Source organism: Hymenobacter sp. DG25B (assembly GCF_000801315.1).
Lineage (GTDB): Bacteria > Bacteroidota > Bacteroidia > Cytophagales > Hymenobacteraceae > Hymenobacter.
In genome coordinates this window covers 1597315-1623771 of sequence record NZ_CP010054.1, presented here as the reverse complement: position 1 = coordinate 1623771, position 26457 = coordinate 1597315, and the positions used below count along the sequence as shown (strand labels likewise).

Here is a 26457-nt window from a genome sequence, read left to right as displayed (position 1 = left end):
CTATGCGTCCTTCATTGGCTTACCGCCTATTGGCGGTACTGGCGCTGTGGCTCCTGGCCCTGGCTCCCACCCGTGCCTGCGACCTGTGCGGCTGCTTTATGGGCATTACGCCCTACGATAACCAAAGCAGCCTTTCTCTGATGCACCGCTACCGCGCCTTCAATGGCTATCAGGAGTTGGGGCAGCAGCACCGCTTCTTCCCTACGGGTGCCCGTCCATTTTTTCCGGGCTCGCTCCAGCGTGATACCGGCTATAAGCACGACCACGACGGCAGTCCCACTGACTACGAAGTCTTTCGGGTGGTAGAGCTGCGGGCCAAATACTTTCTGGCTCAGCGCCTGGAGCTGAATGCTTTTGTGCCTTACGCCATGAATACCTCGTATGCCAGTGGTCAGGAACTGACGCTTTCCGGCCTGGGCGACGTGACGGTTTTTGCGGGCTACCACGTATTGCGCGCCATTGAAACGGCCGGCGTGCAAAGCCGCCTGATTTTGGGCGGCGGGGCCAAGCTCCCTACCGGCGACTACCAGCGCCGCAACCCGCTGGGCCGCCGCTACCCTACCCTCACGCAGCCCGGCACCGGCACTACCGATGCCTTCCTGTACCTGAACTACATTGGCAGCTTTCACAATCTGGGGCTGAGTTTAAACACCAGCTACCGGCGCGCTACCCGCAACCGCTTTGCCGAAAGCACCGCGCCCAGCACCAGCACCTTCGCCAACCTGTTCTACCGGCTTCCCTTAAAAGGCAACTGGCAGTTGTACCCCTCGGCCCAGTTTTTTTACGAGAAAACCAAAGGTGAAATGTTTGAGGGACACCTTACCGGGGAGCACGCCATGAATAACGCCTTGCTGGGCCCGGGACTGGATATATACTACAAGAACCTCTCGCTGAATGCCAGCGCGCAGCTGCCCGTGTATACCGCCCGCACCGACCACCCCGCCAGCGCCGGCCGCCTGGTAATGGCCGTTGGCTACAGTTTCAAGCAGACAAAATACCTGATCAAAGGCGGTAACTCCATCGTGCTCTAACTTATCTACTCTCCGAAGTGGCGAAGCCCAGGCCCCGTAAATATACGTTTTGGTTATGACGTGTTTTACCGGAGTGGGGCCTTCGCCACTTCTGCCGGCAGTGGTTTTATACTATCTAAACAAACCCCAACACTACAGCACTTTGTATATTTAATTAGCTAGTTTATATATAGTTACCGCAAGCAGGTATTTCCTTCAGCCCAGCAACTTCCCTTCTGTGAGGCCGTATCAGGCCTTATTATGAAACGCTACTTTTACACTTTGCTGTTGCTGGCCCCTTTGTTAGGTTCCTGCACCCGCTCGGTTGTACGGCCGCTCAGCATGGATCGGGAAATGGCTTCCCCCCGCTACCTGACTGCCCTCACCGACACCACGGCGACAAGCACCGCCGCTTCGCTTCGCTAATTTGTTCCACATTCATAAAAAAAGCCGTCTGGACTTCTCCAGGCGGCTTTTCTGTTTATATCCCCATTACCGAAAGGGCGCGGCGGGCGGCGGAAAGCGTAAGGTAAACGAGCTGCCCAAGCCTTCAATGGAATTTACTTCGATTTGAATGCGGTGCAGATCAGCAATGGTTTTGACGAGGGAAAGCCCCAGGCCGTAGCTTTCTACATCGGCTGAATTGGCTTTATGAAAGCGCGCAAACAGCTGGGGCAGAAAATCCCGGGCAATGCCCAGGCCGGTATCCCGGATTTCCAGCGAATAGCCCTCCCCGGCCAGCCGGCCTACCAGAAATATCTCGCCCTGCGGCCGGTTATACTTCACGGCATTGTTCACCAGGTTAAAAAGCATGGTAAACAGCAGGCCCCGGTTTACGCCCACCAGGGTAAAGTCGCCGGTTAACTGCTGATGCAGGCGCAGTTCGTGCAGGGCCAGGCGGTCCTGAATTTCCTCGCTTACCTCGGTCACCAGCGCGGCTATTGATACGGTGTCTTCGCGTTCAAACTGCTCGTTCTCAATTTTGGAAATCAGCAGCAACGACTTGATAATGGAGCGCAGCCGGTGCACCGTGCGTTGCGACTCCACTATTTTCAATAGGTTTTCATCCGACAGGCTTTCGTCGGCCAGCATATTATCGAAGCGGTATTGCAGCACCGCCAGCGGCGTGAGCAACTCGTGGGAAGCATCGGCAATAAAGCGGCGCTCCTTCACAAACGACTCCCGAATGGTGACCATCATCTCCCGAATGCTTTCATCCAGGTAGCGGAAGTCGTCGGTGGTGGTGGGCACGGGCTCCAGGTTAAAGGAGGCCGGGTTGTGCACGTTCTTCAGCCGCCGATGAATAATAGTGCCCAGCGGCTCCAGCAGGTAGCGGAAAAAAGCCAGGTCGGCCAGGGTGGTGAGCAGGCCTACCACCACCAGCAGGTAAAGGGCATAGCGGCGGAAGTTGGCCTCCGTTTCGCCAATGCTGCCCACGCTGCGGCCAATTTCGAGCAGATAATTCTTGCCGCCCAGTGGAAAGGAATAGCTCAGTACCCGGTAGTCCACAATTTCGTCTTCCACAGCCCGCCGCGAATTCTCGATGGTGTTGATGCGCGGGCCGGGCTGAATCTGCTCCAGGGAGATAAACTCTTCTTTCAGCAGGTTATAGCTGCCGTAGGTTTCGGGGCTACTCTCATTCAGGAACGCAGAAATACCGTTACGTTGAATGATTTTGAGCACTTTTTCCTTTTTCTGGGCCAGCCGGTCATCCGTAGTAAGCAAAGCCAGCCGGCTCATTACCGGGGGCAGCACGCCCACGAGCAACAGCACAATCAGCACCCGGGACAGGGCATTAAACAGCGAGAATTTGGAGCGCAGCTTCATGGTAGGCTACAGCGAAAAGCGGTAGCCCAGGCCCCGCACGGTTTCCAGCCAGGGCAGCTCCGAGTAGCGCGCCAGCTTTTTGCGCAGATTTTTGATGTGCGCATCAATGTAGTTGGATTCGTAGCCATCCTCGGGTAGGTTGCCCCAGATGTGTTCCGTGAGCTGCAGGCGCGTGAGCACGCGGTTTTTGTGCAGCACCAGGTAGCTCAGCAAATCAAATTCCTTTACCGACAGCGTTACTTCCTGGCCCTGGTGCAGCAGCCGGCGGCTCTGCACATCCAGCGCAAAATCTCCAAACTGAATCAGGGGTTTAGCTACGCCGAAGCGGCGGCGCGTAATGGCGTGCATGCGGGACAGCAGTTCGGGCAGAGAAAAGGGTTTGGCCAGATAATCATCGGCGCCCAGATCCAGCCCCCGGATCCGGTCGGCTACCTCGCCGCGGGCCGTTAGCACGATGATGGCGGCCGTAATCCCCTGGGCTTTTGCTTCGGTGAGCAGGTCGAGGCCGTCATAATCGGGCAGGCCCAGGTCCAGCAGTACAAAGTCGTAAGTATTCACGGCCAGCAGCTCAGATGCCTCCCGGCCGGTGCGGGCCACTTCGCACTGAAAATTCTGCTGATACAGGAAAAAAGCCAACTCCTTGGCCAGGCTCCGCTCATCCTCCACAATCAAAACATTCATGAGGCAGAACCCACTTAAAACGTCACGTAAACACTTCCGGAGAAGATGGACAAAGGCTTGGAAGTATCATCGGCCAGCGTATGTACCGGGTGCAGGTAGCGCCAGGCGGCCTCTACCGATACCTTGCCTAGGGAGTAGGTTACGGGCACGCGCAACTCATAATTCAGCAGGGAAAACCGGGTGCCGGTGGTGGTTACCGTAGTGCCAGTGCCACCAGGGCGACCTTTGCCTTTGCGGTTTAGCTGCTGCTCTATGCTGGTCGTGACAAAGGACTGCGTGCCGGCCATAACGCTGGCCCGCGGCTCAAAGGAAAGAATGCCCTTCGTTGATAAGGCATTGTCAATCTCAAAATAGCGGGAGTTATCCAGCACCAGAAAGAAATCCTGGGCCTCGCCAAATACATAATCCGCATTCAGCCGGGTATACAGAAAGCCCCAGTCCACCCCGGCGTAGCCATCCAGGGAGTTGGAAACCGCCGATTTTAGCAACGGGCTGTCAGGCGAAAAGAAGAAGTGCGAATAGCTCAAAGATCCATCCAGGCGCTGGGTAAAATCCCAATCCCAGCCAATGGAAAGGTCGGTTTCATCCCGCAGCGTAGTGGTGGAAAACAAGTCGTAATTAAGCGCCGATATCCATACACCGGAAGGGGCTTTGTAGGTCAGGTCGGTGGTCCAGTACGGGAATTTTTCGGCCTGGGAGCGGCCGAAAAAGGTGGAATTGCTGTAGGCCCCTACGCCCACCGTGAAGCTGCGCTGCTTGGCAACAGCCGTTGTATCGGTGGCAGTAGCGGCGGCTACCTCCGGCAGGCATACCAGCAGGAGCAGGCATATGCCGCCCAGCGTCCCGGCTATTCCCCTACTTAAAAATGCAGCCATAAAGAGAAAGAAAGCAACCAGGTAACTGAAAAGGCAGATTACTGAAAACCGAGCCCGATGAAAGTGCCCTCAACAGCACCCACATCAGACCCGGTTTTCGGAACGGCCATATGGACTAATGATTTCTACCCCGCGGCCCTACCGGTCGGCCAGCGCCGGCCGGCCTACCTGGCCGGCTGATGCGCGGCGCCCGGGCACTACGGCCCCGCGCTGAGCGCATGGCCCCGTCTATCCGCTCCGGCTTACGCTGCCGGGCGGCCGGAGCTACGGCTTTCACCGGCAGCTCGTCGGGGGCTTTGGCCGCTGGTATAGTGCCTTGCTCCTGCCGGGCTGCTCCGGCGGCGGGTGCCGTTTGAGCAAGCGCGCTGGAAGCGCCACTCAGCAGAAGAGCAAGCAACAGATAGAGTTTCATGGCAGAAAGTGGAACACTGGTGTATGCTGACAAAGGTAACTGCCAGCGAGTTCCGGCTGGCAGACCCGGGAATTCTTACTTCTGCTTGTGTGCACCGACCGCATGGCCAGTTTCCGGGCGGGTACGGCCCTCGTGTTTGGGAGCACGGGCAGAACGGTGCTTAGCACCATTTGCTTTGTGCTCGGCTTTGCGGGCCGAACGGGCAGCGCGGCGGTCCGCATTTTTAGCTGCCTGCTCCTCATTCTGGCGCTTAGCGCTGGCTACGGCACTCACGGCCGCACCTTTATCGGCACCGGTCAGCTCCGTGCTCTGCGCTACGGTCTGCACCGCCTGGTCATGGTTGTCGGCTTTCACTTTGTCACCCTCATCCGAGTCTTTGCCTTCATGTTCGGGCTTGTGCGCCTTCTTGGCTTTCTTCTCCTTCTTAGGCTTAGGCGTCTCAGTGCGTGGTTTTGGAGCGTCATCACCCTGCGTGGGGGTGGCGGGTGCCTGCTGGGCAAAAAGAGCTACGGAATAAAAGGCAGCAACGGCGGTAAGCAATACTTTTTTCATGGTGGTCGGAGGGTTAGGGTGATGATATGATTCAAACTTACCCGCCCAACATGAAAATAAGATGATAATCAGAAGAACCTCCTTTTAGAGCTTATCAGCACCTGCCTAACTGGTATAAACACAAGAGAGCCGCCCGGGGATGCAGGCGGCTCTCTTATAGAAAAATGCTAAGAACCAGGCTTAGTCCACGTTATCGTGCAGGAAGCGGTTGTCGCCCAGCAGTTCGTTATCGTCAGAAAGGTTGAAGCGCGAGATGTTCCGCTCACTGGAAGGCACCACGTTTTCCAGCTTTACCTGACGGCGCAGATAGGCGGGAGTTTCCAGCTGATCTTTAATCACCTCATTGCTCAGGCCATTACTCAGCTCCTGCAAACGACGGCGGCGCTCATCAATGCGGGCATCCTGCTGAGGAGCACGAACCGGCGAAGCAGCTACCGGCTCCGGCTGCTGATACACCACAGGCTCCGACATGGGCGTAGAAGGCGCGGCTACCGGCGGCACATAAGCAGCCGGCGAGGTTTCCAGATCAAAGGTCACCTTTGGCGGCTCCGGCGTTACGGGAGCCGTTTCTACCACGGGCGTAGCGGCAACCGGGGTACCAAACGTAGGCACCATAGGCGAGGTAACCGACGCGTCCTGACGGTCCTTATCGAAGATGTTAATCTGCGGGTCGGGCGTCAGCTCAGTTGGCTCGCTGCGGTGCGCGCTGAACTGCGTGTTGATGTTGTGCGTGTCGCGGGCAAAGCCGGTGGCAATAACCGTTACGCGGATGCTCTGGCCCAGCGTAGAGTCGATGCCGTGACCGAAGATAACTTCCGCGTCCTGACCTGCTTTGTCCTGAATGTACTCTGTAATTTCCGTGAGTTCATCCATTTCCAGCTCGGCCTGATCACCAGACATAATGGAAAGCAGGATTTTCTGCGCCCCGTGAATGTCGGTGTTGTTGAGCAGTGGCGAAGCCAGCGCCTCCTCGGCCGAGCGACGGGCGCGGTTTTCACCTTCCGTGATGCTCGAGCCCATTACGGCGGCCCCGCTGTCCTTCATCACCGTTTTCACGTCTTCAAAGTCAACGTTGACTTCGCTCGTTACGGTAATGATTTCGGCAATAGATTTGGCGGCCGTGCTCAGCACGTTATCAGCTTTGGCGAAGGCGGCGCGGATGGGCAGATTGCCGAAAATCTCGCGCAGCTTATCGTTAAGAATTACCAAAACGGTGTCGCAGTTGTCGCTCAGCTCCCGGATACCATGCTCGGCCTGCTGGCGCTTCTTCTTGCCTTCGAAAAGGAAAGGAGCGGTTACAATGCCTACCGTCAGAATACCCAGCTCCTTGGCTACTTTGGCAATAACGGGGGCCGCACCGGTTCCGGTACCTCCACCCATACCCGCCGTAATGAACACCATTTTGGTGCCATTGCTCAGCAGCTCCCGGATCTGCTCCCGGCTTTCAATGGCCGCCTGCTTGCCCCGCTCAGGGTTTGCGCCGGCCCCAAGGCCTTCCGTTAAATCTACCCCGATCTGCAGCTTGTTGGGCACAGATGAACTGTGCAGCGCCTGCTTATCGGTGTTGCAGATAACGAATTCCACGTCCTTAATGCCCTGGCTGAACATGTGGTTCACGGCGTTGGAACCGCCGCCACCCACGCCAATCACCTTAATGATGGATTTGGATTGAGAAGGAATATCGAATTTAAAATCCATGACTTTTTAATTATGAATTATGAATGCTGAATTATGAATTGATTGGCTGATCAGCTGCCGGGCGTTCTAATGCCTTTTTTGCTGACCGGCCAACTCAGAATTCATAATCCATAATTCAGAATTAGCCTTCTAGTACTGTTTGTCGTCAAAGTCATCAATCAGCAGACCTTTGGTGCGGCTGATGATGTCCTGGAAGAACCGGCCTGCTCCCGAAGGCTTCTTGGGGGCGGCGGGCTGCTGGTTTTGCGTGGCCGCGGCCGAAACCGCCGGGCGCGACTCCTGCACCGGACGGTACTGCTCCTCTTCGGCCGTGCTGCGGTTCTGCCGCTCGTCCAGGGAACGGTAACCGGACAGCACCAGACCCACGGTAGTAGCATACAGCGGCGACTTTACCGCCTCAATCTTGCTCTTGCCGAGGTGCTCATTGGGGTAGCCAATGCGCGTATCCAGACCGGTTACGTACTCCGTGAGCTGCACCAGGTTCTGCAGCTGCGAGCCACCGCCCGTCAGCACAATACCAGCGGCCAGCTTGTCGGCGTGGCCCGTGCGCTGAATCTCAGCATACACCAACTCAATGATTTCCTCCATGCGGGCCTCAATGATGTAGGCCAGGTTCTTGAGGGAAATTTCCTTGGGCGCCCGGTCGCGCAGACCGGGGATGCTTACAATTTCATTCTCGGAGGCTTCCTCGGCAATGGCTTTGCCGAACTTCACCTTCAGCTGCTCCGCCTGATTCTGCATCACCAGGCAGCCCTGCTTGATGTCAGAAGTCACGATGTTGCCACCGAAGGGCAGCACCGCCGCGTGGCGGATAATACCATCCTTGAAAATAGCGAGGTCAGTAGTGCCGCCGCCAATATCAATCAGGGCTACCCCGGCTTCCTTCTCTTCTTCCGACAGCACCGACATGCTGGACGCCAGCGGCTCCAGAATGAGGTGGTCAATTTCCAGGCCGGCCTTCGTCACACATTTGTTAATGTTGTTGATGGCCGTGCTCTGGGCGGTGATGATGTGGAAATTACCCTCCAAGCGTACACCCGACATCCCCACCGGATCCATGATATTTTCCTCATAATCCACCTTGTAATCCTGGGGCATTACGTGAATAATCTCAGAGCCGGGCGGGGTTACCAGCCGGTACATATCGTTGGTCAGACGGTTCACGTCCTCCACGGTAATTTCGCTGTCGGCGGTTGCCCGCGTGATGCTGCCGTTGTGCTGCAGGCTCTTGATGTGCTGTCCGGCAATACCCACGTTTACCACGCCGATGTTGATGCCGGATTGCTCCTCTGCCTGGCGGATGGCCTTTTTAATGGCATCCACGGTTTTATCGATGTTCGACACAATGCCACGCACTACGCCTTCCGACACGGCTTTGCCCATGCCCAGGATTTCCAGCTTGCCAAACTCGTTTCTGCGCCCTACCAGAGCACAGATTTTGGTGGTACCAATGTCGAGGCCGACTACAATCTTATCGTGTTGCATGGGACTGGGGCGAGTGATGTTGAAGGAGAGAAGGTGGGGATATTCTGCAAAAAACGCCTTTTATAGGCGTATGCGCAAGCTTTTGCTTACTCACAAATAATTTGATCTTTGAATTCAACGTTGACGCGGTGGTACGTATCCCAGCCCAATACAGGGGGTATCTGACGGTAAAATACCATTAGTTTCGCAAATTTTTCCGAAATATTCTCGGGAAAGCCAAATTCTACACGCTGGTCGCCTACTTGCTGGGTAAACGATAGTTTGCCATTGGGGCCAATAAATACTTCGGCTACCTGCGCCCGCCAGAACGGATGCTCATCAATAAACCGGAGGAAGTCCAAATATCTATGACCAGTGGAATCCTGAAAAAATGCAGCTTGGAGTGGTTGGCCTCCCTGCCGGGCTATGGGCACCACGCGCGCCGTGAACAGCCCGGACAGCGGCAGGCGGCTGCCAGTATTATCAATGTAGCTATCCTGGCGGGTATCGGGGTGCACTAAACGGGCAATGGGGCGGTTCTGACGCACATCGGCGTGCAAATTTCCAGCCAGGTCTCGGTACACCTGGGCATCTTTTACGAAGCTATGGGCTTTGAGACGCGCTTCCAGGCCCTTGAGGTTGAGGTCCTCGGGGCGGGCGCCTTCCAGGCGCTGGTTGCCGTTGCGCGTCAGTAGTGCTGTCACTTCCTGCTCGCTGATAAAATAGTTATTGAACTCATTACCAATGGTAACTATGACATTGCTAACAGGGCGTTGGGCTTGCCGCACACCGGCAAACACGGCCAGCGCTGTGAACAGCACAAGGCAACCCGTAGCGAAAAATAAGTTATTTACTTTACGCTTCAACTCCATTCCATCGAATATTTAAAATATTCTTTAATCGAGGCACCAATTGGTCGATGTCGCCGGCCCCAACGGTGGCCAGCACGTCAAAATCATTGTCTACTTCGGCGGCGGCCAGCACCTGTTCCTTGGTTTGCAACGACTTACGGGGAGCGGTAATCCTGGACAAAATCATTTCCGACGTAACGCCGGGAAGCGGCAGCTCTCGGGCCGGGTAAATATCCAGCAGCACTACTTCATCGGCCAGGCTCAGGCTTTCCGCAAAGCCATCCACGAAGTCGCGGGTGCGGGTGAACAGGTGCGGCTGGAAGATAACGCGCAGCGTTTTACCGGGGTACAGGGCGCGCATGGAGCGCAGAAACGCCTCAATCTCCCGGGGGTGGTGGGCGTAGTCGTCCACGTAACCATGCTCGGGCGTGGTCACCACAAACTCAAAGCGGCGCTTTACGCCCCGGTAGGCCGCCACGGCTTCCCGCAGGACATCAGGCTGTACGCCTTCCAGCTGGGCCACGCAGGTGGCGGCCAGCATATTTTCCACGTTGTGGAAGCCGGGAACCGCCAGCTGCAGACCCGTTACGGTACCCGTGGGCCCGTGCAGGTCAAAGTGAAACTGATGGCCTTGCGCCGTGATGTTGGCAGCCCAGAGTTCCGGCCCCTCCTCTGGTGTGAGGCCGTAGCGGATGACACTAACCCCGACGGGAGCCGCGTCTGCCACGCTGGGGTCAGCAGTGTGGTTGATGATGAGCGTGCCGCCGGGCTGAATCTGGCCCACAAACTGGCGGAAGGATTCTACCAGCGCTTCCTTGTCGCCGTAAATATCGAGGTGGTCGGCATCGGTGCTCGTCACAATGGCTACGGTGGGGTGCAGCGTCAGGAAAGACCGGTCGTACTCATCGGCTTCTACCACTACCGGGGCGCTGGTGTCGGTAGCGCGGGGCAGTAACAGGTTAGAGCCCAGGTTTACCGAAATGCCTCCCAGAAACGCCGCGCAGTCTACGCCAGCGTGGTGCAGCAGGTGTGCTACCATGCTACTGGTGGTGGTTTTGCCGTGTGTACCGGCCACCGCAATGGTGGGCCGGCCGGCGGTAAGCAGACCCAGCACCTGGCTGCGCTTGCGGATATCGTAGCCCTGCTCCCGGAGCCAGGCCCACTCCTGGTGGTCTTTGGGAATAGCGGGCGTGAGGACCACCAGCGTCTGGGCGCGGTTTTCACGCACCACCGCGGGCAGGCTGCTCACGGCATCATCGTAGTGGATAAGAATACCTTCCGCCGTCAGCGCTTCAGTAAGTGGCGTGGGCGTCTTATCGTAGCCGGAAACCTGGTGGCCGTTGGCTTTAAACCAGCGCGCCAGCGCCGACATACCAATGCCACCAATACCCAGAAAATAGACGTAGGGAAACGCAGCTACCGGATTCATGGGCGGGATACTAGGGCTAAAAGTTGATCCACAATGGTCCCGGTTGCCTCGGGGTGTGCCAGTTGACGCACGTTGGTACTGAGCTGCTGCTGCCGGGCCTTATCCTGCAGCAAAGCCAGCGCTTCATTATATAAACGGCCGGGGGCTTCGGCATCGGAAACCAGCACGGCAGCATCGCGGCGCACCAGAGCCATGGCGTTTTTGGTTTGATGGTCTTCGGCCACGTTGGGCGAGGGCACCAGAATGCTCGGCTTGCCCGTGAGGCACAGCTCCGACACCGACAGCGCTCCGGCGCGGCTAATCACCACATCGGCCGCGGCGTAGGCCAGGTCCATGCGCTGAATGAATTCCAGGGCTTTCAGATTACTGTCGGCAAACGGCGCCGCCTGCTGCTCTGCCTCAGCAAAGTAGGTTTTGCCGGTTTGCCAGAGCAACTGCACGCCGGCTTCGCGCAGGCGCGGCAGCGCGGCGGCCGTAGACTGATTCAGGGTGCGGGCCCCCAGACTGCCGCCTATTACCAGCAGTACGGGCCGGGCCGGATCAAGGCCAAAGAATTTCAGGGCTTCTTCCCGATTACCGCTGGCAATTTCCGTGCGCACGGGGTTACCGGTTATCACCAGCTTCTCGGCCGGAAAAAATGACTCCATGCCTTCATACGCCACGCAGATTTTATTCACGCGGCGGGCCAGCAGCTTGTTTACCAGGCCGGCGTAGGAGTTTTGTTCCTGAATGAGCGTAGGAATGGCGCGGGAAGTAGCCGCCAGCAGCACGGGCGCCGAGGCGTAGCCCCCCACTCCTACCACGGCATCGGGCTTAAACTCTTCCAGCAGCTTGCCGGCCTTGCGCACCGAGCGAAACACGCGCACCGGAAACATCAGGTTTTTGGGCGTCAGGCGGCGCTGCAGACCCGTTACATCCAGGCCCACAATCTGGTAGCCAGCCTCGGGTACCCGCGTCATCTCCATGCGGCCGTTGGCACCCACAAACAGGATTTCCGCGTCGGGCTGGCGGCGGCGCACTTCGTTGGCAATGGCCACGGCCGGGAATATATGGCCACCCGTACCGCCTCCGCTAATGATAAGGCGGAGGGGCCCGGAAGTTGAGTTGGCGCTATGGTGCTTGGAATGCGGCATTTAATAAGTCAAGGCGACGTCTGAACCAGCAAGGTCAGGCGGTGAAATCAGGCGTAAGCGGTTTTCTTGGGTATGCGGACGGTGTCTTCGGGCTCGCCGGTCATGGGGCGGATTTCCCGCTCTCCCCGGCTCACGCTCAGAATGATACCAATGCTGATACCAGTAAAAATGAGGGAGGTACCACCCATACTCAGCAAAGGCAGCGGCAGACCGGTAATGGGGCCCAGCCCCACGGCCACGCCCATGTTTACCATGGCCTGCAGCACCAGACTAAAGCTCAGCCCCGCCGACAGCAACCCGCCAAAAGCGCCGTAGCTGTTCATCACCGTAATCAGCCCCCGATACAGGAAGGCCAGGTATAAAAACAGAACGATAACGCCGCCTACCAGGCCATATTCCTCGATGATAACGGCGTAAATAAAGTCGGAGTATGGGTGGGGCAGAATGTTGCGCTCTGTGCTTTTGCCGGGGCCTTTGCCGGTAATGCCACCCGTAGCAATGGCTATGTAGCTGTGCTCCAGCTGAAACGGCACAGGCTTGCTCTTATCCGTGAAGTTCTCGATGCGCGACTGCACCGTTTTAAAGCGCTGGCCCGTGGAAAGACCAATTCCGCCCACTACGGCGCCAATGGCAATCATCACGGCCATCTGCTTCAGCGGCACCCGACCCAGGAACATCAGCAGCAGGCAGGTGGCAAACAGCAGCAGCGCCGTGGAGGCGTTACTCATGATGATGATGCCGCAAATCAAACCTACCCACAGCATTACGGGGAGCAGCGTGGTTTTAAAGTCCTGCACGTGCTGCTGACGGCGGCTGAGCATGGAAGCCAGGTGCGCAATCAGCGCCAGCTTAGCCAGGTCAGAAGGCTGAAAAGTCTGGTTGATAACCGGAATCGTCAGCCAGCGGGAGGCCTCGTTGATGTTGGAACCCATGAAATAGGTGAAAATCAATAGCGGCACTGAAATCAGCAGGGCATACAGCGCCAGGCGCGAGTAGTGCCGGTAATCAATGCGGTGCGCCAGCCACATAAAGAACAGCCCCACGAAAATCAGGCCGGTGTGCTTCATGAGAAAGTACTCCGTGTTGCCGCCCATTTTCTTGTAGGCCAGCGTGCCGGTGGCCGAGTACACCACCGCAATGCTGATCAGCGAGAACAGAATAACAATGCCCCACAGGACCGGGTCGCCCTTCAGGTTATTGCGCAGCCAGTTGTTGATGATGTTCATGGGTTCGTTTAAAATCTGCTGTCAGCCGGAGCGGGCTCTGCCTGACATGTGGTCTTTACATCTCAGCGCTCATTTTTTCCACCGCCTGGGCAAATTGCCGGCCGCGGTCCTCGTAGTTTTTAAACAGATCGAAGGAGGCGCAGGCCGGGGAGAGCAGCACCACGTCGCCGGGCGCGGCCAGCTCGGCGGCGCGGCGCACGGCGGTGGCCACGCTTTGCGTTTCCTCCAGGTGCGGCACCACGGGGCCAAAAACGGTTTTCAGCTTTTCGTTGTCCACGCCCAGGCAAATCAGGGCCTTCACACGGGACTGGGCCAGCGGTACCAGGGAGGTGTAGTCGTTGCCTTTATCGGTGCCGCCCGCAATCCAGATAATGGGCTGATGGATGCCATCCAACGCATACCAGGCCGCTTCCACGTTGGTGGCTTTGGAGTCGTTGATGAACATGGCGCCGTTGATTTCGCCAACGGGCTGCAAGCGGTGGTCGGCGTTGCGGAAGGTACCCAGCGCTGCTTCAATCTGCTCGGGCTCCAGACCCGCCACCCGGGCGCACAGCACGGCAGCCAGCGTATTTTGCTTGTTATGCTGCCCAATTAGCGGTGAGGCAGCCGTGCTGATTTCCTGGCCACCAGTGGCTAGGCCGGGGTTCAGGTTGGTACACATCCGGTCTTCGGCCGTGTAATACGCCGCTAGGTGGTAGTCGTGGCGGTGGTGCAGGCTGAAAGGCAGCTGGTTGGTTTCGTAGAAAGCCGCGGCAAACTCCTGCTGAATTACCTCGTCATCGGCATTGTAAATGAAATACCCGTTGCTGTCCAGATTGCGGGCAATGCGCAGCTTGGCTTTCGCATAGTTTTCCAGCGAATAGCCGTAGCGGTCCAGGTGGTCGGGGGTGATGTTGAGCAGCACCGCCACCCAGGGCTGGAAGTCGTGGGTGTCATCGAGCTGGAAAGAGCTCAGCTCCACCACGTAGTACTCGTGCTTATCCTGAATAACCTGCTCGGCCAGCGAAAAGCCCACATTGCCCGCCAGGCCTACCTTCAGCCCGGCTTCTTTCAGCAGGTGATAGGTGAGCAGCGTGGTTGTGGTTTTGCCGTTGGTGCCCGTAATGCAGATGCATTTGGCTTTGGTATAGCGGCCGGCAAACTCAATTTCCGAGATAATGGGCGTCTTCTTCTCGCGCAGGGCCTGAATGACGGGCGCTTTCTCCGGAATACCGGGGCTTTTCACCACTTCATCCGCCGCCAGCACCCGCTCCAGGGTGTGCGTGCCTTCCTCGTAGGGAATGCCAGCCGCCATCAGCTTTTGCTTGTAGGGCAGCTGAATGGGGCCCCGGTCTGAGACAAACACGGTGTGGCCTTTGGCCTGCGCCAACAGGGCCGCCCCTACTCCACTCTCTGCCGCTCCGAGAATTACGATGTTCATATTAGCGCAGCTTCAGGGTTACGAGCGTGAGCACGGCCAGCATAATGCCCACAATCCAGAACCGGGACACAATTTTAGACTCGTGGTAGCCCAGCTTTTGGTAGTGGTGGTGCAGCGGTGACATGCGCAGCAAACGGCGGCCTTCGCCGTACTTGCGGCGGGTGTATTTGAAGTAGCCCACCTGCACCATTACCGACAGGTTTTCAATCAGGAAAATGCCGCACAGTACCGGAATCAGCAGCTCTTTGCGCACAATGAGGGCCAGCACCGCAATGATGCCGCCAATGGCCAAAGAGCCGGTGTCGCCCATAAATACCTGCGCCGGATAGCTGTTGTACCACAGGAAACCCACGCACGCCCCCACAAAGGCCGTACAGAAGATTACCAGCTCCCCGGAGTTGGGGATGTACATGATGTCGAGGTAATCAGCCAAAACCGAGTTACCGCTCACGAAGGCGAAAATGGCCAGCGTAATACCAATGATGGCCGAAGTTCCGGCCGCCAGCCCGTCGAGACCATCGGTGATGTTCGCGCCGTTGGATACGGCCGTGATAATCAGAATAACAATGGGAATGTAGAGGATGCTGTACAGCCCGTTGAAGTACGGGCCGGCGTAGCTGAACAGGTTGCCGTAGTTCAGCTCGTTGTTTTTGGCGAAGGGAATGGTGGTAATCATCAGCTTCACATCCTGATACACGGTGCTGGCATCTACCGCCGACAGCTCCCCGTTGGGCAGCAGGTACTGGCGCACGGTTACGTCCTTGCTGAAGAACAGCACCCAACCTACCGTAAGACCCAAACCAATCTGACCCAGCACCTTAAAGCGCCCGGCCAGGCCTTCCTTATCCTTCTTTACTACTTTGATGTAGTCATCCACAAACCCAATCAGGCCCAGCCACACGGTGCTCAGCAGCATCAGCACGATGTACACGTTATCAAGCTTGGCAAACAGCAGTACCGGCACCAGAATGGCCAGCAGGATAATGAGGCCGCCCATGGTAGGTGTGCCTTTTTTCTCCATCTGGCCCGTCAGGCCCAGGTCGCGGATGCTCTCCCCTATTTGCTTGCGCTGAAGGATGCGGATGAGCGGCTTGCCAAAAAACTGCGCGATAATGAGCGAAGTAACCACCGCCATGGCCGCCCGAAACGAAATAAACTGGAAAACACCCGCGCCCGGCAGGTGGTAAGTCTTATAGAGATACGTAAAAAGGTAATAGAGCATGGGCGCAGGGTTCAGCTGATAACAGAGAGGTAGTTTCCTTACTGCAAATATTCCGCTTTTTGGGTTGGGGTCAAAGGTTGTGTTTTAGCAGATTTTGAAGTACTACTGGTTCATAGTCGGCGCTATTAGCTGGGTTATTTTCATTTTCCCAATAGCGTAAACATTTCCTGTAGTGTCTGTTTGTCGTCGAAGGCGGAGCGTACGCCTTTGATTTCCTGATAAGTTTCGTGGCCTTTGCCGGCTACCAGCACAATGTCGCCGGGGCCGGCCAAGGCGCAAGCGGTTTTGATGGCCTCGCGCCGGTCGGCAATGGTGAGTACTTTGCCCAGGTCCTGGGGCAGTACGCCGGCCTGCATTTGGGCCAGAATATCATTGGGGTCTTCGAAGCGGGGGTTGTCCGAAGTCAGAATTACTCTATCGGAACCCTTGCAGGCCAGGTTGGCCATGATGGGGCGCTTGGCCCCGTCGCGGTTGCCGCCGCAACCCACCACGGTAATCACCTGCTGCTGGGGCTGGCGGATATCGGCAATGGTATCGAGCACATTTTCCAGCGCATCGGGCGTGTGGGCGTAGTCTACAATGCCCGTTACGCGGGTTTTCGCTGAAACCACCGGCTCAAAACGCCCGGGCGCGGAGGTCAGCCCCGATAGTACGGTGAGCACCTCGGCGGCATCTTCGCCCAGCAGCACCGCCGCGCCATAAATGGCCAGGATGTTATAAGCGTTGAACACCCCAATGAGGCGGAACTGCACTTCGTGGCCGCCTACCTCCAGGTGCAGGCCATGCACGGCATTTTCAATCAGCCGGGCCCGGAACGTGGCCGGACCGCGCAGCGAGTAGGTTTCGCGGCGGGCGGCGGTGTTCTGCAGCATCACCATGCCGCGCTTGTCGTCAGCATTGGTCAAGGCAAACGCCGTTTTCGGCAGCGCATCGAAAAAGCCTTTTTTGGCTTTCAGATACTCATCAAATGTGCCGTGGTAGTCGAGGTGGTCGTGGGTGAGGTTGGTAAACACACCGCCCGCGAAGTGCAGGCCCGTGACGCGGTGCTGCACCACGGCGTGGGAGCTTACCTCCATAAACACGTGGGAGCAGCCGGCCTGCACCATACGCGCCAGCAACTCGTTCAGCCGGATGGCATCGGGCGTGGTGTGCGTGGCCGGAATTACCTCCTCGTCAATCTGATTCTGCACCGTGCTCAACAGGCCCACATGGTAGCCCAGCTCCCGGAAGAGCTTGTGCAGCACCGTGGCGCAGGTGGTTTTGCCGTTGGTACCCGTAATGCCCACCAGCTTGAGCTTGCGGGAAGGCTGCCCGTAGAAAGCGGCGGCCACAAAAGCCATGGCGGCCGCGCTGTCGGGCACCTGCACGTAGGTGGTGGCGGGGTTCAGCTCGGTGGGCAGCTCTTCGCAGAAAATAACGCTTACCCCCTGCTCCACCGCCTTCGGAATAAACTGGTGCCCATCAGTAGCGGCGCCGCGCAGGGCGAAGAAGGCCAGCCCGGGAGCTGCCTGCCGCGAGTCCAGCGTAAGGCCGCGCACTGCCACCTCGGCCGGGCCGTGCTGGGCCACTACATTCAGGCCGGTCAGCAGAAACGAAAGGGGGTGCGAGAGAGAAGATTCCATGCAGAAAAAGAGCCTAGGCCGGGCAGGTAGCCCGGTGCCGGAGCGTTATACTTTAGCTTTCGATTTAGATTTGATTTCCGGCGCGTCGGCGTCTTCCTGGGTGAGCTGCTGCTTGAGCCGGCGCTGCTTTTCCAGCAGGGCGGCCCGGGTTTTAGCAGGGTCGGGGTCGGCGGGGGTCAGCAGCTTGTTTTCGGCCAGCTTGGTAGCCTCCGGAGCCGGCAGCGGGGCCGGAGCCGCCGCTTTCTGGCCAATAGGCTGCAGCTCCAGCATCACGGTAGCGCCCCGCTGCAAGGGCGTGCCAGCGGCTATCGACTGCGCCTTTACCCGGCCAGTGCCGTTCAGGCGCACGCGCAAGCCGCGGTTTTCCAGCAGGAACAAAGCATCACGCAGCGTCATGCCCACCACGTTAGGCACCCGACCGCGCTTAATAGGATTCACCTGCAAGGCCAGGGTTTTAGTATTGCTGTCCGTCTGCTCGGTACGCACCCAGTCGTCACCATCGGCCTGACTTTCACTTTTCAGACCAATACGCTCACACACCAGCTGCAGCTCATCCTGCATACCGCCGCCCACGTAGGGAATGCGCTTTTTGTTGACGGGCGCCCGGGCCAGCAGGGGCCGCTGGCTGGCGGCGTCGCGGGCCATGGCTTTGTCGGCCAGCTCCCGGAAAACGGGGGCCGCCACGTCAGCGCCATAAATGCGGCCGTTCTTGGGCGAATCGACCACCACAATGCAGCTGTACTTGGGCTTATCGGCGGGGAAATAGCCGCAGAAGCTGGTGGAATATACTTTGGTGTAGGCGCCGTTCTTGAATTTCCAGGCGGTGCCGGTTTTGCCGGCCATGGTAAAGTCGGCGGAGCGGATGCCGCGGGCGGTGCCTTCCGTTACCACGCCTTCCATCATGGCGCGCACTTTGGCCAGCGTTTCTTCCGAGCAGATTTTCTGATTCAGGATGCGGGGCTCAAAGTGCTCCAGCACCTTATCGGCCTGCTTGATTTCCCGCACAATAATGGGCTGCACCTTCACGCCATCGTTGGCCACGGCATTATAGAAAGCCAGGGTTTGCAGGGGCGCCAGCTTCAGCTCGTAGCCAATGCTCATGGTAGTGAGCGAGGTACGGCTCCAGCTACGGTCGGTGGGGTCTTTCACGTAGGGGCGGGCCTCGCCGGCCATCTGGAAGCCCAGCGGTTTATCCAGCCCAAACTTCTTCAGGTAATCGGTGTACTTGCTGGGGTCTTTGCTGAACTGATGATCTACCAGCTTGGCCACGCCAATGTTGGAGGATTTCTCGAACACCTGCTTCACGGTAATCTTGCCGTAGCCGTGTGAGTCCGTTTTTACGGCGCCCCCCACGTATACGCGGCCGTTGCCGGTGTCCACCATGTCGTCCAGGGTGATGTCGGGGTTTTCCTCAAACAGGGCCATCATGGAAGCCAGCTTGAAGGTGGAGCCCGGCTCGGTCCGGCCCTGGTCGGCAATGGCGTAGTTGTAGTCTTCCTTATAAATGCCCTCGGCCACCTTACCCAGGTTGGCCACGGCCTTGATTTCGCCGGTTTTCACCTCCATCAGAATCACGCAGCCATACTGGGCATTGTTATCTACAAGGGACTTGTACAGGGCATTTTCGGCTACGTCCTGCAGGTTGATGTCCAGGGTGGTTTTCACGTCGTAGCCGGGCACGGGCTTCACCTCGGTGCCATCGTAAATGGGCTTGTTGCCGCCGGGCAGGCGCTCAAACAGGGCTTCGCCGTCTTTGCCGGCCAGGTGCTTGTTGAAAGTATACTCCAGGCCCGCACCGTTTTTGTCTTCGTTGATGAAGCCAATGGTGCGCTGGGCCAGCCCGCCGAAGGGCCGGAAGCGCTTGTCTACCTTTTCAAAAATAGCCCCGCCCTTGTTTTTGCCGGCCCGGAAAATGGGCCACTGCGCCAGCAGCTTTTTCTCCTGAAAGTTGATCTGGCGTGAGTTGAGGCGCAGGTAGCGCACGGCCGGGTCCCTGGCACGCTTGGCATTCACCAGCTTGCGGCGGTATTCCTGCGGGCTGCGGTCCTTGAAAAACTGCGAAAGCAGCAGCGCCAGGGAATCTACCCCACCACGAAAAGTCTGCTCATTTACCACGGAAGGGTCCCAGGCCACCCGGTAGAAGGGCAGCGAGGTAGCCATGATGCTCTCGTTATCGGAGTAGATATTGCCGCGGGTGGCAAACACGGGCTGGTACACAATGCGGCGCTCCTGCTCCAGGGCGCGCCACTTTTCCCCTTCGTTAAACTGAATGCGCGCCACCTTCCACACCACTGCCGCCGAAAACAGGCAAACGCCCAGGAATGCCAGGCGGACGCGGGTAACAATGGATTTTTTAACGTTTCCTTTCATTGCGGCGGTTGGCTGAACGATTGGAAGAAGGCTTGGCGGTAGTTTTTGCTTTGGGTTGTTGTAAGCCGGTTTCAGTAGCCTCAGTGGTGGGCACTCCCACCGGCACGGGCGGCGCACCTACATCCACGGGCTCATCTTCGGCGGCGGGCGGGTTGGCACGGGCGGCGGAGTCGGCCACGGCCTGGGCCGCTACGGAGTCAGCCGTCAGCAAGGGCTTGGTATCCAGCTCGGCGGCATCCAGGCGGCCGGCGGGCACGGTAATGCGGAACGGCGGCGAGGAGCTTTCCACCAGACCGTAGGCGGCTACTTTGCGGGCCACCTCGCTTTGCTTGCTGGCCTCCATGTAGTCTGATTTCAGCGTGGTGTAGTCGGCGCGCAGGTCTTCAGTTTCCAGCTTCAGCTTCTGAATGCTGCGATTCATGCGCAGGCCGTAGTGCGTGTTGCCGATGTAAACCAGCGTCAGGAACATGATAAAGAGCACGTGCGGCAAAAAGCGCACGGGCAGCCCTTCGCGGAACAACCCATCCATACTGGCGAGGCGGTCCAGCAGGGAAAAAACGCTCCAGGTGCTGCGTGGCCGTGTGGGGCGCGGGCGCTCCGGCTTTTCGCGCGCTGGCTCGCGCGGCGGCTCCGGAGCGGGAGCCGGCGGCACCACCTCCCGGGGCACATTGGCCCGGGGCTGCGAGGAAGGCGGACGGAGCGTGTTAAGGGCCATGTTTACTTAATTCTGAATTTTGAATTCTGAATTATGAATGGGTAGATAGTGCTTCTTGGCAGGCAAACTTTAAAATTTCGGTTGGCCTTGAATGGACGAGGAAGGTTAATTCAGAATTTATCATTTAAAATTCAGAATTGAACGTGTTGCGAACTGCAATGCGCAGCTTAGCTGAGCGGGCGCGGCTGTTGGCAGCTACTTCCTCCGCCGACGCTTCTACCGGCTTGCGCGTGAGCACCTCAAAGGGCACGTGCGTGTGGCCGAAAAGGTCTTTCTCGGCTTCACCGAAGAATTTTCCTTTGGCCATGAAGTTCTTCACCAGCCGGTCTTCCAGGGAGTGGTAGGACATGACTACCAGCCGGCCGCCGGGGCGCAATACCCGGGCGGTTTGCTCCAGCATTTCCTGCAGGGCCGTCATTTCATCGTTTACCTCAATGCGCAAAGCCTGAAATACCTGGGCCAGGTACTTATTCTCCTTGCCGCGGGGCATGCAGCTGGCAATGGCCTTTTTCAGCTCGCCAATGGTCTGGATGGAATTTCCGCGGCGGGCGGTGGACAGGGTGCGGGCCAGGGTGCGGGCGTTGGTCACCTCGCCGTACATCCCAAAAATGCGGTGCAGGGCAGCTTCCTCGTACTCATTTACTACGTCGGCGGCGCTGGGGCCATCCTCGGAGTTCATGCGCATGTCCAGGGGGCCATCAAAGCGGGTGCTAAAGCCGCGCTCCGGGGTATCAAACTGGTGGGAGGATACGCCCAGGTCGGCCAGCAGCCCATCTACGGGCAGAGCGTTGCGCTGGGCTAGCTCCTGGTAAAGGTTACGGAAGTTGCTGCGGATAAAGGTGAACTGCGGACGGGCCAGCTGGGCGGCTTCGCGCTCCGCGTCGGCATCCTGATCAAAGCTGTAGAGGTGGCCGGTGGTAAGGCGCTCCAGCATGCGGGCTGAGTGGCCGCCGCCGCCAAACGTCACGTCTACGTACCGGCCGTCGGGCTGCATATCCAGCCCGGCCAGGCATTCGGCCAGCATGACGGGGCGGTGGTAGGCGGTATCGTTCTGGTATTCGGTGCTCATGCGGCCAGGGGGCCAGCAGGGCCAGTTTCGGTGGTCAGGAATTTCTGCGCCAGCTTGGAGAAGCTCTGCTGGTCTTTGATGAGGTATTCTTCGTAGCGCTCGGGCTCCCAGATTTCGCAGCGGTTGCCGAGGCCCACAATAATGGCTTCCTTCTCAATGCCGGAGTAGCGCAGCATAGTGCGGGGCAGCATAAAGCGGCCGATGTTATCCAGCTCTACCTCCGTCATGCCCCGGAAGAAGTTGCGCTGAAACTGGCGGTACTCCTCATTGAACTCATCCAGCGCCATCACCTTATCATGAATTACACGCCAGGACTCCCGCGGGTACAGCACCAGGCAGGGCTCAAAGCCGCGCACCAGCACCAACTGGTTGCCGGAGGCTTCCGGCAGGTTCCCCTTCACCTTGGCGGGCAGCACCAGGCGCCCTTTCGGGTCCAGCTTGCACTCGTATTCGCCAGAGAGAAGATTCATGAATTAAGTGGGGCGCGTTTCAGGGATGTTAGCAAAAGTACACATTGCCCGGCAAAACACAACCACGATTTACCATTTTCTACCACAATCCAAAAACCGCATTTCAAGCCAATAGAAAGGGTTTTTTGAATATTCAAGGGGGCATCGTGCTCCTTCTTGGAAGAAAGTGGAAAGGCCTTTGACAGAATGTCAGGTCCAGAAAACCGGCTCCCACTTTACACCATCAGCGCCGTTTTTGGTCCTTAATCCGCCGGGGTCAATCAACTACCACCAACTGTTTTATCCCTCGTCCTCGCCCCCTCTTATTTCCTACCAATAGGCCGGCAAATATCCGTGTTTTTTGTGGGATGCGGACGATGGCCGGCAGCATTTCAGGCCCGGATTATATACACCCCGGCGGCTGGTTTGCACGCAACCCTGCTTCTGGCTGTGTATCTTTGTATCTGTGAAACGCCCCCTTGCTCATCGGCTGTTTAGTGCCTGGCTGGCGCTGCTGGTCCTTACCGCCTCGGTAGGGTTCACGGTGCAGCAGCATGTATGCCGGAGCAGCGGGCAGCGTACGGCGCAGCTGGTTTTTACCACGCCCCAGCACGGCTGCGGCACTGCTATGCCGGCCGCGGCTAAGTCTGACGCTGGCAAGTTCCAGCTCAAAGCCCCTTGCTGCGACTTTAAAGCCCACCTGCACAAGCTGAGCGTACCCGGCACCGAGCACGCCTGGAGCAAAGTGCTGCTCCCTGCTTGGATGACGGCTGCGTTTGTGGCGCCCAGTTGGCCCGGTATTCCTTCGGCTTCGTTGGCCCGGCAGGCCAGCGCTTGGCACGCTTCTGATTCTTCCCCGCCTGGTGCCCGGGCCGGGCGTGTGCTGCTGACGTTTGTCTGCACCCTGGTGGTATAGTTGTTTTCAACCCTGTGCTGCCCTGGCAGCCGGGCCGGTTAGCCTATGTCTTTCGGCCCGAGTGTGTTGAATAACCGCTTTACCTCCATTATTATGAATTTCTTTGAAATGCCCCGCCTCCTGCTGGTGGGCGCCCTTTCCCTGGGCGCGGTGGCCAGCCAGGCGCAGTCGGCGGCCATAGCGCCGGTGCGGGGGCAGGTAACCGATGCCGCTACGGCCTCAGCCGTGCCCGGCGCCGTAGTACGCTGGTTGGGTACTACCGATGCCACCACTACCGACGATAAAGGCGCCTTTTCTCTGGTGCGGCCAGCACGAGCCGAGGCCAGCCAGCTGATAGTCAGCTTTCTGGGCTACAAAGCCGATACCGTAAACGTAGCGGCCACCGGCAGCCCCTACCTGCGCGTAGCCCTGCGCCGCAATGCCGAGCTGCAGGAAGTGCGCGTAGAAGCACAGGCCCTCTCCTACTCTTCGCTCACGCCTACCAATACGCAGGTTATTACCAGCCGGGACCTAACCAAATCGGCCTGCTGCAACCTGGCTGAAAGCTTTGAAACGAATGCCGCGGTGGAGGTGTCTACCACCGATGCCGTTTCCGGAGCCAAGCAGATCCAACTACTGGGGCTGGATGGGGCTTATTCTCTTTTGACGGTAGATAATCAGCCCGCCCTGCGGGGCCTTTCCACCCCCTACCGCCTAAGCTATTTGTCGGGCACCTGGATTGAGAGCATCGATATCATTAAGGGTATGGGCTCGGTGGTGAATGGATACGAAGGCATATCCGGCCAGGTGAACGTGCGCCTGAAGGAGCCCGACAAAACCGACCGGCTCTCCTTTAATGCCTACGGCAACGACCTGGGCAAATTCGACCTGAACCTGAACGCCTCCGCCCGCCTCACCAATAAGCTGAGCACCGTGCTGCTGCTGCACTCCGACCACCTGGGCCGCCGCGTAGACCGGAACAAAGATGGGTTTATGGACCTGCCCCTGGCTACGCAGTACAATGCCTTTAATAAGTGGAAGTATAACACCGGCAAAGGCATCGTAACGGAGGTGGGCCTGGGCGCGCTGCGCGAAACCCGGGAAGGCGGCCAGCTGCAGTTCCGCAAGGAGGCCAACGACACCACGCACTACGGCACCACCCTCACCACCGACCGCTACACCGGCTATGCCAAAACCTCCTACACCTGGGCCGGCCGGCCCTACCAGAGTCTGGGCCTGCTGCTCTCCGGCACCAACCACGATTTTAACTCCCAATACGGGCGCACCACCTATGATGGCACCCAGCGCACGGGCCAGGCCACGCTATTGTTTCAAAGTGTGCTGGGCACTACCGCCCACACCTACCGCACGGGCCTGAGCTATCTGTATGATGATTACCGGGAGGTATTCCAGCAGAAAACTATTCCTGTGGAACACCGCAACCGCTTGGAGCGGGTACCCGGTGCATTTGCCGAATACACCTACCAGAACGCCAAAAATCTGACCCTGGTAACCGGCCTGCGCCTCGACCACCACAACCTCTACGGCTGGTTTCTGACGCCGCGCCTGAACGTGAAGTTTGATGCTACCAAGAACACGGTGCTGCGCCTGGCAGCGGGCCGGGGCTTCCGCACTGCCAACCCCCTAGCCGAAAACAGCGGAATGCTCGTCAGCTCCCGCCGGTTTGTAATTGATAATAACCTAACGCCCGAGCGGGCCTGGAACGTAGGCGGCAGCTTTACGCAGTACTTCACCGTAGCCGGCCGCGCCGCTACGTTCATCACCGACTACTACCACACCGAGTTCCAGAACCAGGTGGTGGCCGATATGTACCTGAACCCGGATTACCTGCGCTTGGGTAACCTGAATGGGCGCTCCTTCTCCCGCAGCCTGCAAACTGAAGTGCAGATTGAGCCTCTCAAAGGCCTGCAGGCCAAAGCGGCTTACAAGTACCTGGATGTGCGCACTACCTACGCCGGCGAGTTGCTGCCCAAGGTGCTCACGCCCAAAAACCGTCTGTTCCTGAATTTGAGCTATGCCACGGCTTTTGACAAGTGGCGCGCCGACCTGACCATGCAGGGCTTTGGCCGACGTCCCCTGGCCGGGGCACCCGGCAAGGCCGACCACCAACACAGCTTCGATGAAGGTGCCTTAGCCTATGCCCCCCGGTTTGCGCTGTTTAACACCCAGCTTACCCGCGCTTTCAAACACTGGGAAGTATATGCCGGGGTAGAGAATCTGCTGGATTATCGGCAGAAAGACCCCATTATGGGCGCCGCCGACCCATTTGGACCCACATTTGATGCGGCCATGGTTTGGGGGCCTACCTACGGCCGCCTGACCTACATGGGCCTGCGCTTCCGACTTGAGTAACCTTGAATCTTTTCCCCTCTTTTTAGCTTTTTACCCTATGAAATCTATCAAAGCGCTTTTGCTCACTCTCGTAGTTCTGTTTTCGGCTCAACTCACGCAGGCGCAGGAAAAAACCAAGACCAAAACCAAAGGTCCCGCTACTGAGCAGCTTCAGATTAAAACCTCCGCCGTGTGCGACATGTGCAAGGCCCGGCTGGAAAAGTCCATGGCTTATGAGAAAGGCGTGCAGGCCGCGGTGCTTGATGTTCCCTCTAAAATACTGACGGTCACCTACCGCCCGGATAAAACCTCGGCCGAAGCCCTGCGTACCGCCGTGCAAAGCACCGGCTACGATGCCGATGCTCAAATGGCTAATGACAAGGCCTATGAGCGGCTGCCGGATTGCTGCAAAAAAACCAACAGCACGCACTAAGCTGCCTGCCCCTACTACCAACAAAAAGCCCGCTAGCAGTAGCGGGCTTTTTGTTGCTGGAAGAAAAAGGAACCTAGGCCGCTAAGGCCTGCTGGGCTACCACATCAAACTCCAGCCGCACGCTAAAGCCCAGCGGCCTGACCAGCCGCCGCCGATTGGTGCCGGATATTTCCAGGGTAAACCACTCCGTACGTAGGTATTCCAGCAGGTTGGGCCGCCCCAGCAGCTCCATGGTAATATGGTTGGGGTGAGCCGAGTGATTGGTGAAGCTGGCAATATGTATCTTATGATTATTGGCCGTTAAAAAACAGTTGCCGGTTTCCAGTGCTGCCAGGGTAGGCGTGCCGCGGCCAATGGCATGGCCTTCCTCCGGGTGCCATTCCAGAGAAGCTTTGCGCAGCATAACGGCTATTACTTCCGGCCGCGTGAGGGCCTCCAGGCAGTCCAGGGAGCCCGGCAGCTGAATCTCTGATAAGTAGATCAGGTCCAGGCTGGGGTCTATGCGCAGCCGAATGGCGCGGGTATTGATACCAAAAGCTGAACGAAGCGAACGGCGCAGATCTTCCTGATGCTCTATCTTCAAATCTACCCCCAACACCACAGGCGGAATGGGAGGCACGGCCGACGAAGCTGGCTGTCTCATAGCAATAGGTGGTGTGGCAAGCGAGGTCAGAATAACTCAATGAAGCGCCTGGTTTACCAGGGCCTGATTAGAGGTAAAGAGGCAGAGTATTAAGTTGATATAAAATATT

At 58.0% G+C, this 26457-nt stretch carries 24 protein-coding genes; 5 read left to right on the top strand and 19 right to left on the bottom strand.

Annotation, left to right across the window (positions count from 1 at the left end):
• The first annotated feature begins 2 nt into the window (after nucleotides 1-2).
• Together PK28_RS06950 and PK28_RS20385 are read left to right on the top strand one after the other, a co-directional pair.
• A complete protein-coding gene (locus PK28_RS06950) occupies nucleotides 3-1031 on the top strand; it encodes a hypothetical protein (protein ID WP_156126285.1) in 1029 nt (342 codons plus the stop codon).
• A 240-nt stretch (nucleotides 1032-1271) separates the two neighbouring features.
• Nucleotides 1272-1436 (top strand): hypothetical protein, encoded by a 165-nt coding sequence (locus PK28_RS20385; protein WP_156126284.1) that lies wholly within the window; start codon nucleotides 1272-1274, stop codon nucleotides 1434-1436.
• A 66-nt stretch (nucleotides 1437-1502) separates the two neighbouring features.
• Here the strand turns inward: PK28_RS20385 and PK28_RS06945 are convergent, their stop codons facing one another.
• The 18 genes from PK28_RS06945 to mraZ all read right to left on the bottom strand — a co-directional run bounded on the left by PK28_RS06945 (nucleotide 1503) and on the right by mraZ (nucleotide 22046).
• Nucleotides 1503-2837: a sensor histidine kinase gene (locus PK28_RS06945; RefSeq protein ID WP_044512771.1), complete on the bottom strand. Its 1335-nt coding sequence runs from the start codon at nucleotides 2835-2837 to the stop codon at nucleotides 1503-1505.
• A 6-nt stretch (nucleotides 2838-2843) separates the two neighbouring features.
• Entirely contained in the window at nucleotides 2844-3518 is a 675-nt protein-coding gene (locus PK28_RS06940; protein WP_044512769.1) for a response regulator transcription factor, read from the bottom strand.
• Between the two features lie 14 nt (nucleotides 3519-3532).
• Nucleotides 3533-4393: a hypothetical protein gene (locus PK28_RS06935; protein WP_044512767.1), complete on the bottom strand. Its 861-nt coding sequence runs from the start codon at nucleotides 4391-4393 to the stop codon at nucleotides 3533-3535.
• A 115-nt stretch (nucleotides 4394-4508) separates the two neighbouring features.
• Nucleotides 4509-4805, bottom strand: coding sequence for a hypothetical protein (locus PK28_RS06930; protein WP_044512763.1), 297 nt, complete (start codon nucleotides 4803-4805; stop codon nucleotides 4509-4511).
• Nucleotides 4806-4880: 75 nt separating this feature from the next.
• Nucleotides 4881-5357 carry a hypothetical protein gene (locus tag PK28_RS06925; RefSeq protein WP_044512759.1) on the bottom strand — a complete coding sequence of 159 codons (477 nt, stop codon included), beginning with the start codon at nucleotides 5355-5357 and terminating at the stop codon, nucleotides 4881-4883.
• Between the two features lie 180 nt (nucleotides 5358-5537).
• Nucleotides 5538-7055, bottom strand: a complete 1518-nt coding sequence (gene ftsZ, locus PK28_RS06920) for a cell division protein FtsZ (RefSeq protein WP_044512756.1) — start codon at nucleotides 7053-7055, stop codon at nucleotides 5538-5540.
• Between the two features lie 129 nt (nucleotides 7056-7184).
• Nucleotides 7185-8540 (bottom strand): cell division protein FtsA, encoded by a 1356-nt coding sequence (ftsA, locus tag PK28_RS06915; protein WP_044512752.1) that lies wholly within the window; start codon nucleotides 8538-8540, stop codon nucleotides 7185-7187.
• Nucleotides 8541-8626: 86 nt separating this feature from the next.
• On the bottom strand, nucleotides 8627-9340 hold the full coding sequence (locus PK28_RS06910; protein ID WP_231576232.1) for a cell division protein FtsQ/DivIB: 714 nt from the start codon (nucleotides 9338-9340) through the stop codon (nucleotides 8627-8629).
• Nucleotides 9341-9374: 34 nt separating this feature from the next.
• Nucleotides 9375-10799, bottom strand: a complete 1425-nt coding sequence (gene murC, locus PK28_RS06905; RefSeq protein ID WP_044512745.1) for a UDP-N-acetylmuramate--L-alanine ligase — start codon at nucleotides 10797-10799, stop codon at nucleotides 9375-9377.
• Complete coding sequence (gene murG, locus PK28_RS06900; protein ID WP_044512742.1) at nucleotides 10796-11932, bottom strand: undecaprenyldiphospho-muramoylpentapeptide beta-N-acetylglucosaminyltransferase; 1137 nt, start codon at nucleotides 11930-11932, stop codon at nucleotides 10796-10798. The genes murC and murG overlap by 4 nt, the downstream gene beginning before the upstream one ends.
• Before the next feature lie 47 nt (nucleotides 11933-11979).
• A complete protein-coding gene (locus PK28_RS06895) occupies nucleotides 11980-13158 on the bottom strand; it encodes an FtsW/RodA/SpoVE family cell cycle protein (protein WP_044512740.1) in 1179 nt (392 codons plus the stop codon).
• 55 nt (nucleotides 13159-13213) lie between these two features.
• Nucleotides 13214-14578, bottom strand: a complete 1365-nt coding sequence (murD, locus tag PK28_RS06890) for a UDP-N-acetylmuramoyl-L-alanine--D-glutamate ligase (protein WP_044512738.1) — start codon at nucleotides 14576-14578, stop codon at nucleotides 13214-13216.
• A gap of 1 nt (nucleotide 14579) precedes the next feature.
• The gene (mraY, locus tag PK28_RS06885; protein WP_044512736.1) at nucleotides 14580-15800 is read right to left on the bottom strand and encodes a phospho-N-acetylmuramoyl-pentapeptide-transferase; all 1221 of its coding nucleotides are present in this window, start codon (nucleotides 15798-15800) and stop codon (nucleotides 14580-14582) included.
• A 140-nt stretch (nucleotides 15801-15940) separates the two neighbouring features.
• Entirely contained in the window at nucleotides 15941-17422 is a 1482-nt protein-coding gene (locus tag PK28_RS06880) for a UDP-N-acetylmuramoyl-L-alanyl-D-glutamate--2,6-diaminopimelate ligase (protein WP_044512734.1), read from the bottom strand.
• A gap of 45 nt (nucleotides 17423-17467) precedes the next feature.
• Nucleotides 17468-19792, bottom strand: a complete 2325-nt coding sequence (locus PK28_RS06875) for a PASTA domain-containing penicillin-binding protein (protein ID WP_082016999.1) — start codon at nucleotides 19790-19792, stop codon at nucleotides 17468-17470.
• A complete protein-coding gene (locus PK28_RS20720) occupies nucleotides 19776-20507 on the bottom strand; it encodes an FtsL-like putative cell division protein (protein WP_065814132.1) in 732 nt (243 codons plus the stop codon). The genes PK28_RS06875 and PK28_RS20720 overlap by 17 nt, the downstream gene beginning before the upstream one ends.
• 124 nt (nucleotides 20508-20631) lie before the next feature.
• Complete coding sequence (rsmH, locus tag PK28_RS06865; protein WP_071885079.1) at nucleotides 20632-21576, bottom strand: 16S rRNA (cytosine(1402)-N(4))-methyltransferase RsmH; 945 nt, start codon at nucleotides 21574-21576, stop codon at nucleotides 20632-20634.
• Nucleotides 21573-22046, bottom strand: a complete 474-nt coding sequence (mraZ, locus tag PK28_RS06860; RefSeq protein ID WP_044512732.1) for a division/cell wall cluster transcriptional repressor MraZ — start codon at nucleotides 22044-22046, stop codon at nucleotides 21573-21575. Before mraZ ends, rsmH begins: the two co-directional genes overlap by 4 nt.
• Nucleotides 22047-22491: 445 nt before the next feature.
• Between mraZ and PK28_RS06855 the strand changes: the two genes are divergently transcribed.
• From PK28_RS06855 to PK28_RS06845, 3 genes are all read left to right on the top strand, one after another.
• On the top strand, nucleotides 22492-22941 hold the full coding sequence (locus PK28_RS06855; RefSeq protein WP_044512730.1) for an HYC_CC_PP family protein: 450 nt from the start codon (nucleotides 22492-22494) through the stop codon (nucleotides 22939-22941).
• A 93-nt stretch (nucleotides 22942-23034) separates the two neighbouring features.
• Nucleotides 23035-25293 (top strand): TonB-dependent receptor, encoded by a 2259-nt coding sequence (locus tag PK28_RS06850; protein WP_044516481.1) that lies wholly within the window; start codon nucleotides 23035-23037, stop codon nucleotides 25291-25293.
• Between the two features lie 37 nt (nucleotides 25294-25330).
• Nucleotides 25331-25705 carry a heavy-metal-associated domain-containing protein gene (locus PK28_RS06845; RefSeq protein WP_044516479.1) on the top strand — a complete coding sequence of 125 codons (375 nt, stop codon included), beginning with the start codon at nucleotides 25331-25333 and terminating at the stop codon, nucleotides 25703-25705.
• Between the two features lie 73 nt (nucleotides 25706-25778).
• Here the strand turns inward: PK28_RS06845 and PK28_RS06840 are convergent, their stop codons facing one another.
• Nucleotides 25779-26348, bottom strand: coding sequence for a hypothetical protein (locus PK28_RS06840; protein WP_156126283.1), 570 nt, complete (start codon nucleotides 26346-26348; stop codon nucleotides 25779-25781).
• Nucleotides 26349-26457 lie beyond the last annotated feature (109 nt).

Bases quoted from the DNA above. Each gene is read 5' to 3' on its own strand.
- PK28_RS06950 (WP_156126285.1), top strand. From the start codon at position 3: ATGCGTCCTTCATTGGCTTACCGCCTATTGGCGGTACTGGCGCTGTGG.
- PK28_RS20385 (WP_156126284.1), top strand. From the start codon at position 1,272: ATGAAACGCTACTTTTACACTTTGCTGTTGCTGGCCCCTTTGTTAGGT.
- PK28_RS06945 (WP_044512771.1), bottom strand. From the start codon at position 2,837: ATGAAGCTGCGCTCCAAATTCTCGCTGTTTAATGCCCTGTCCCGGGTG.
- PK28_RS06940 (WP_044512769.1), bottom strand. From the start codon at position 3,518: ATGAATGTTTTGATTGTGGAGGATGAGCGGAGCCTGGCCAAGGAGTTG.
- PK28_RS06935 (WP_044512767.1), bottom strand. From the start codon at position 4,393: ATGGCTGCATTTTTAAGTAGGGGAATAGCCGGGACGCTGGGCGGCATA.
- PK28_RS06930 (WP_044512763.1), bottom strand. From the start codon at position 4,805: ATGAAACTCTATCTGTTGCTTGCTCTTCTGCTGAGTGGCGCTTCCAGC.
- PK28_RS06925 (WP_044512759.1), bottom strand. From the start codon at position 5,357: ATGAAAAAAGTATTGCTTACCGCCGTTGCTGCCTTTTATTCCGTAGCT.
- ftsZ (WP_044512756.1), bottom strand. From the start codon at position 7,055: ATGGATTTTAAATTCGATATTCCTTCTCAATCCAAATCCATCATTAAG.
- ftsA (WP_044512752.1), bottom strand. From the start codon at position 8,540: ATGCAACACGATAAGATTGTAGTCGGCCTCGACATTGGTACCACCAAA.
- murC (WP_044512745.1), bottom strand. From the start codon at position 10,799: ATGAATCCGGTAGCTGCGTTTCCCTACGTCTATTTTCTGGGTATTGGT.
- murG (WP_044512742.1), bottom strand. From the start codon at position 11,932: ATGCCGCATTCCAAGCACCATAGCGCCAACTCAACTTCCGGGCCCCTC.
- PK28_RS06895 (WP_044512740.1), bottom strand. From the start codon at position 13,158: ATGAACATCATCAACAACTGGCTGCGCAATAACCTGAAGGGCGACCCG.
- murD (WP_044512738.1), bottom strand. From the start codon at position 14,578: ATGAACATCGTAATTCTCGGAGCGGCAGAGAGTGGAGTAGGGGCGGCC.
- mraY (WP_044512736.1), bottom strand. From the start codon at position 15,800: ATGCTCTATTACCTTTTTACGTATCTCTATAAGACTTACCACCTGCCG.
- PK28_RS06880 (WP_044512734.1), bottom strand. From the start codon at position 17,422: ATGGAATCTTCTCTCTCGCACCCCCTTTCGTTTCTGCTGACCGGCCTG.
- PK28_RS06875 (WP_082016999.1), bottom strand. From the start codon at position 19,792: ATGAAAGGAAACGTTAAAAAATCCATTGTTACCCGCGTCCGCCTGGCA.
- PK28_RS20720 (WP_065814132.1), bottom strand. From the start codon at position 20,507: ATGGCCCTTAACACGCTCCGTCCGCCTTCCTCGCAGCCCCGGGCCAAT.
- rsmH (WP_071885079.1), bottom strand. From the start codon at position 21,576: ATGAGCACCGAATACCAGAACGATACCGCCTACCACCGCCCCGTCATG.
- mraZ (WP_044512732.1), bottom strand. From the start codon at position 22,046: ATGAATCTTCTCTCTGGCGAATACGAGTGCAAGCTGGACCCGAAAGGG.
- PK28_RS06850 (WP_044516481.1), top strand. From the start codon at position 23,035: ATGAATTTCTTTGAAATGCCCCGCCTCCTGCTGGTGGGCGCCCTTTCC.
- PK28_RS06845 (WP_044516479.1), top strand. From the start codon at position 25,331: ATGAAATCTATCAAAGCGCTTTTGCTCACTCTCGTAGTTCTGTTTTCG.
- PK28_RS06840 (WP_156126283.1), bottom strand. From the start codon at position 26,348: ATGAGACAGCCAGCTTCGTCGGCCGTGCCTCCCATTCCGCCTGTGGTG.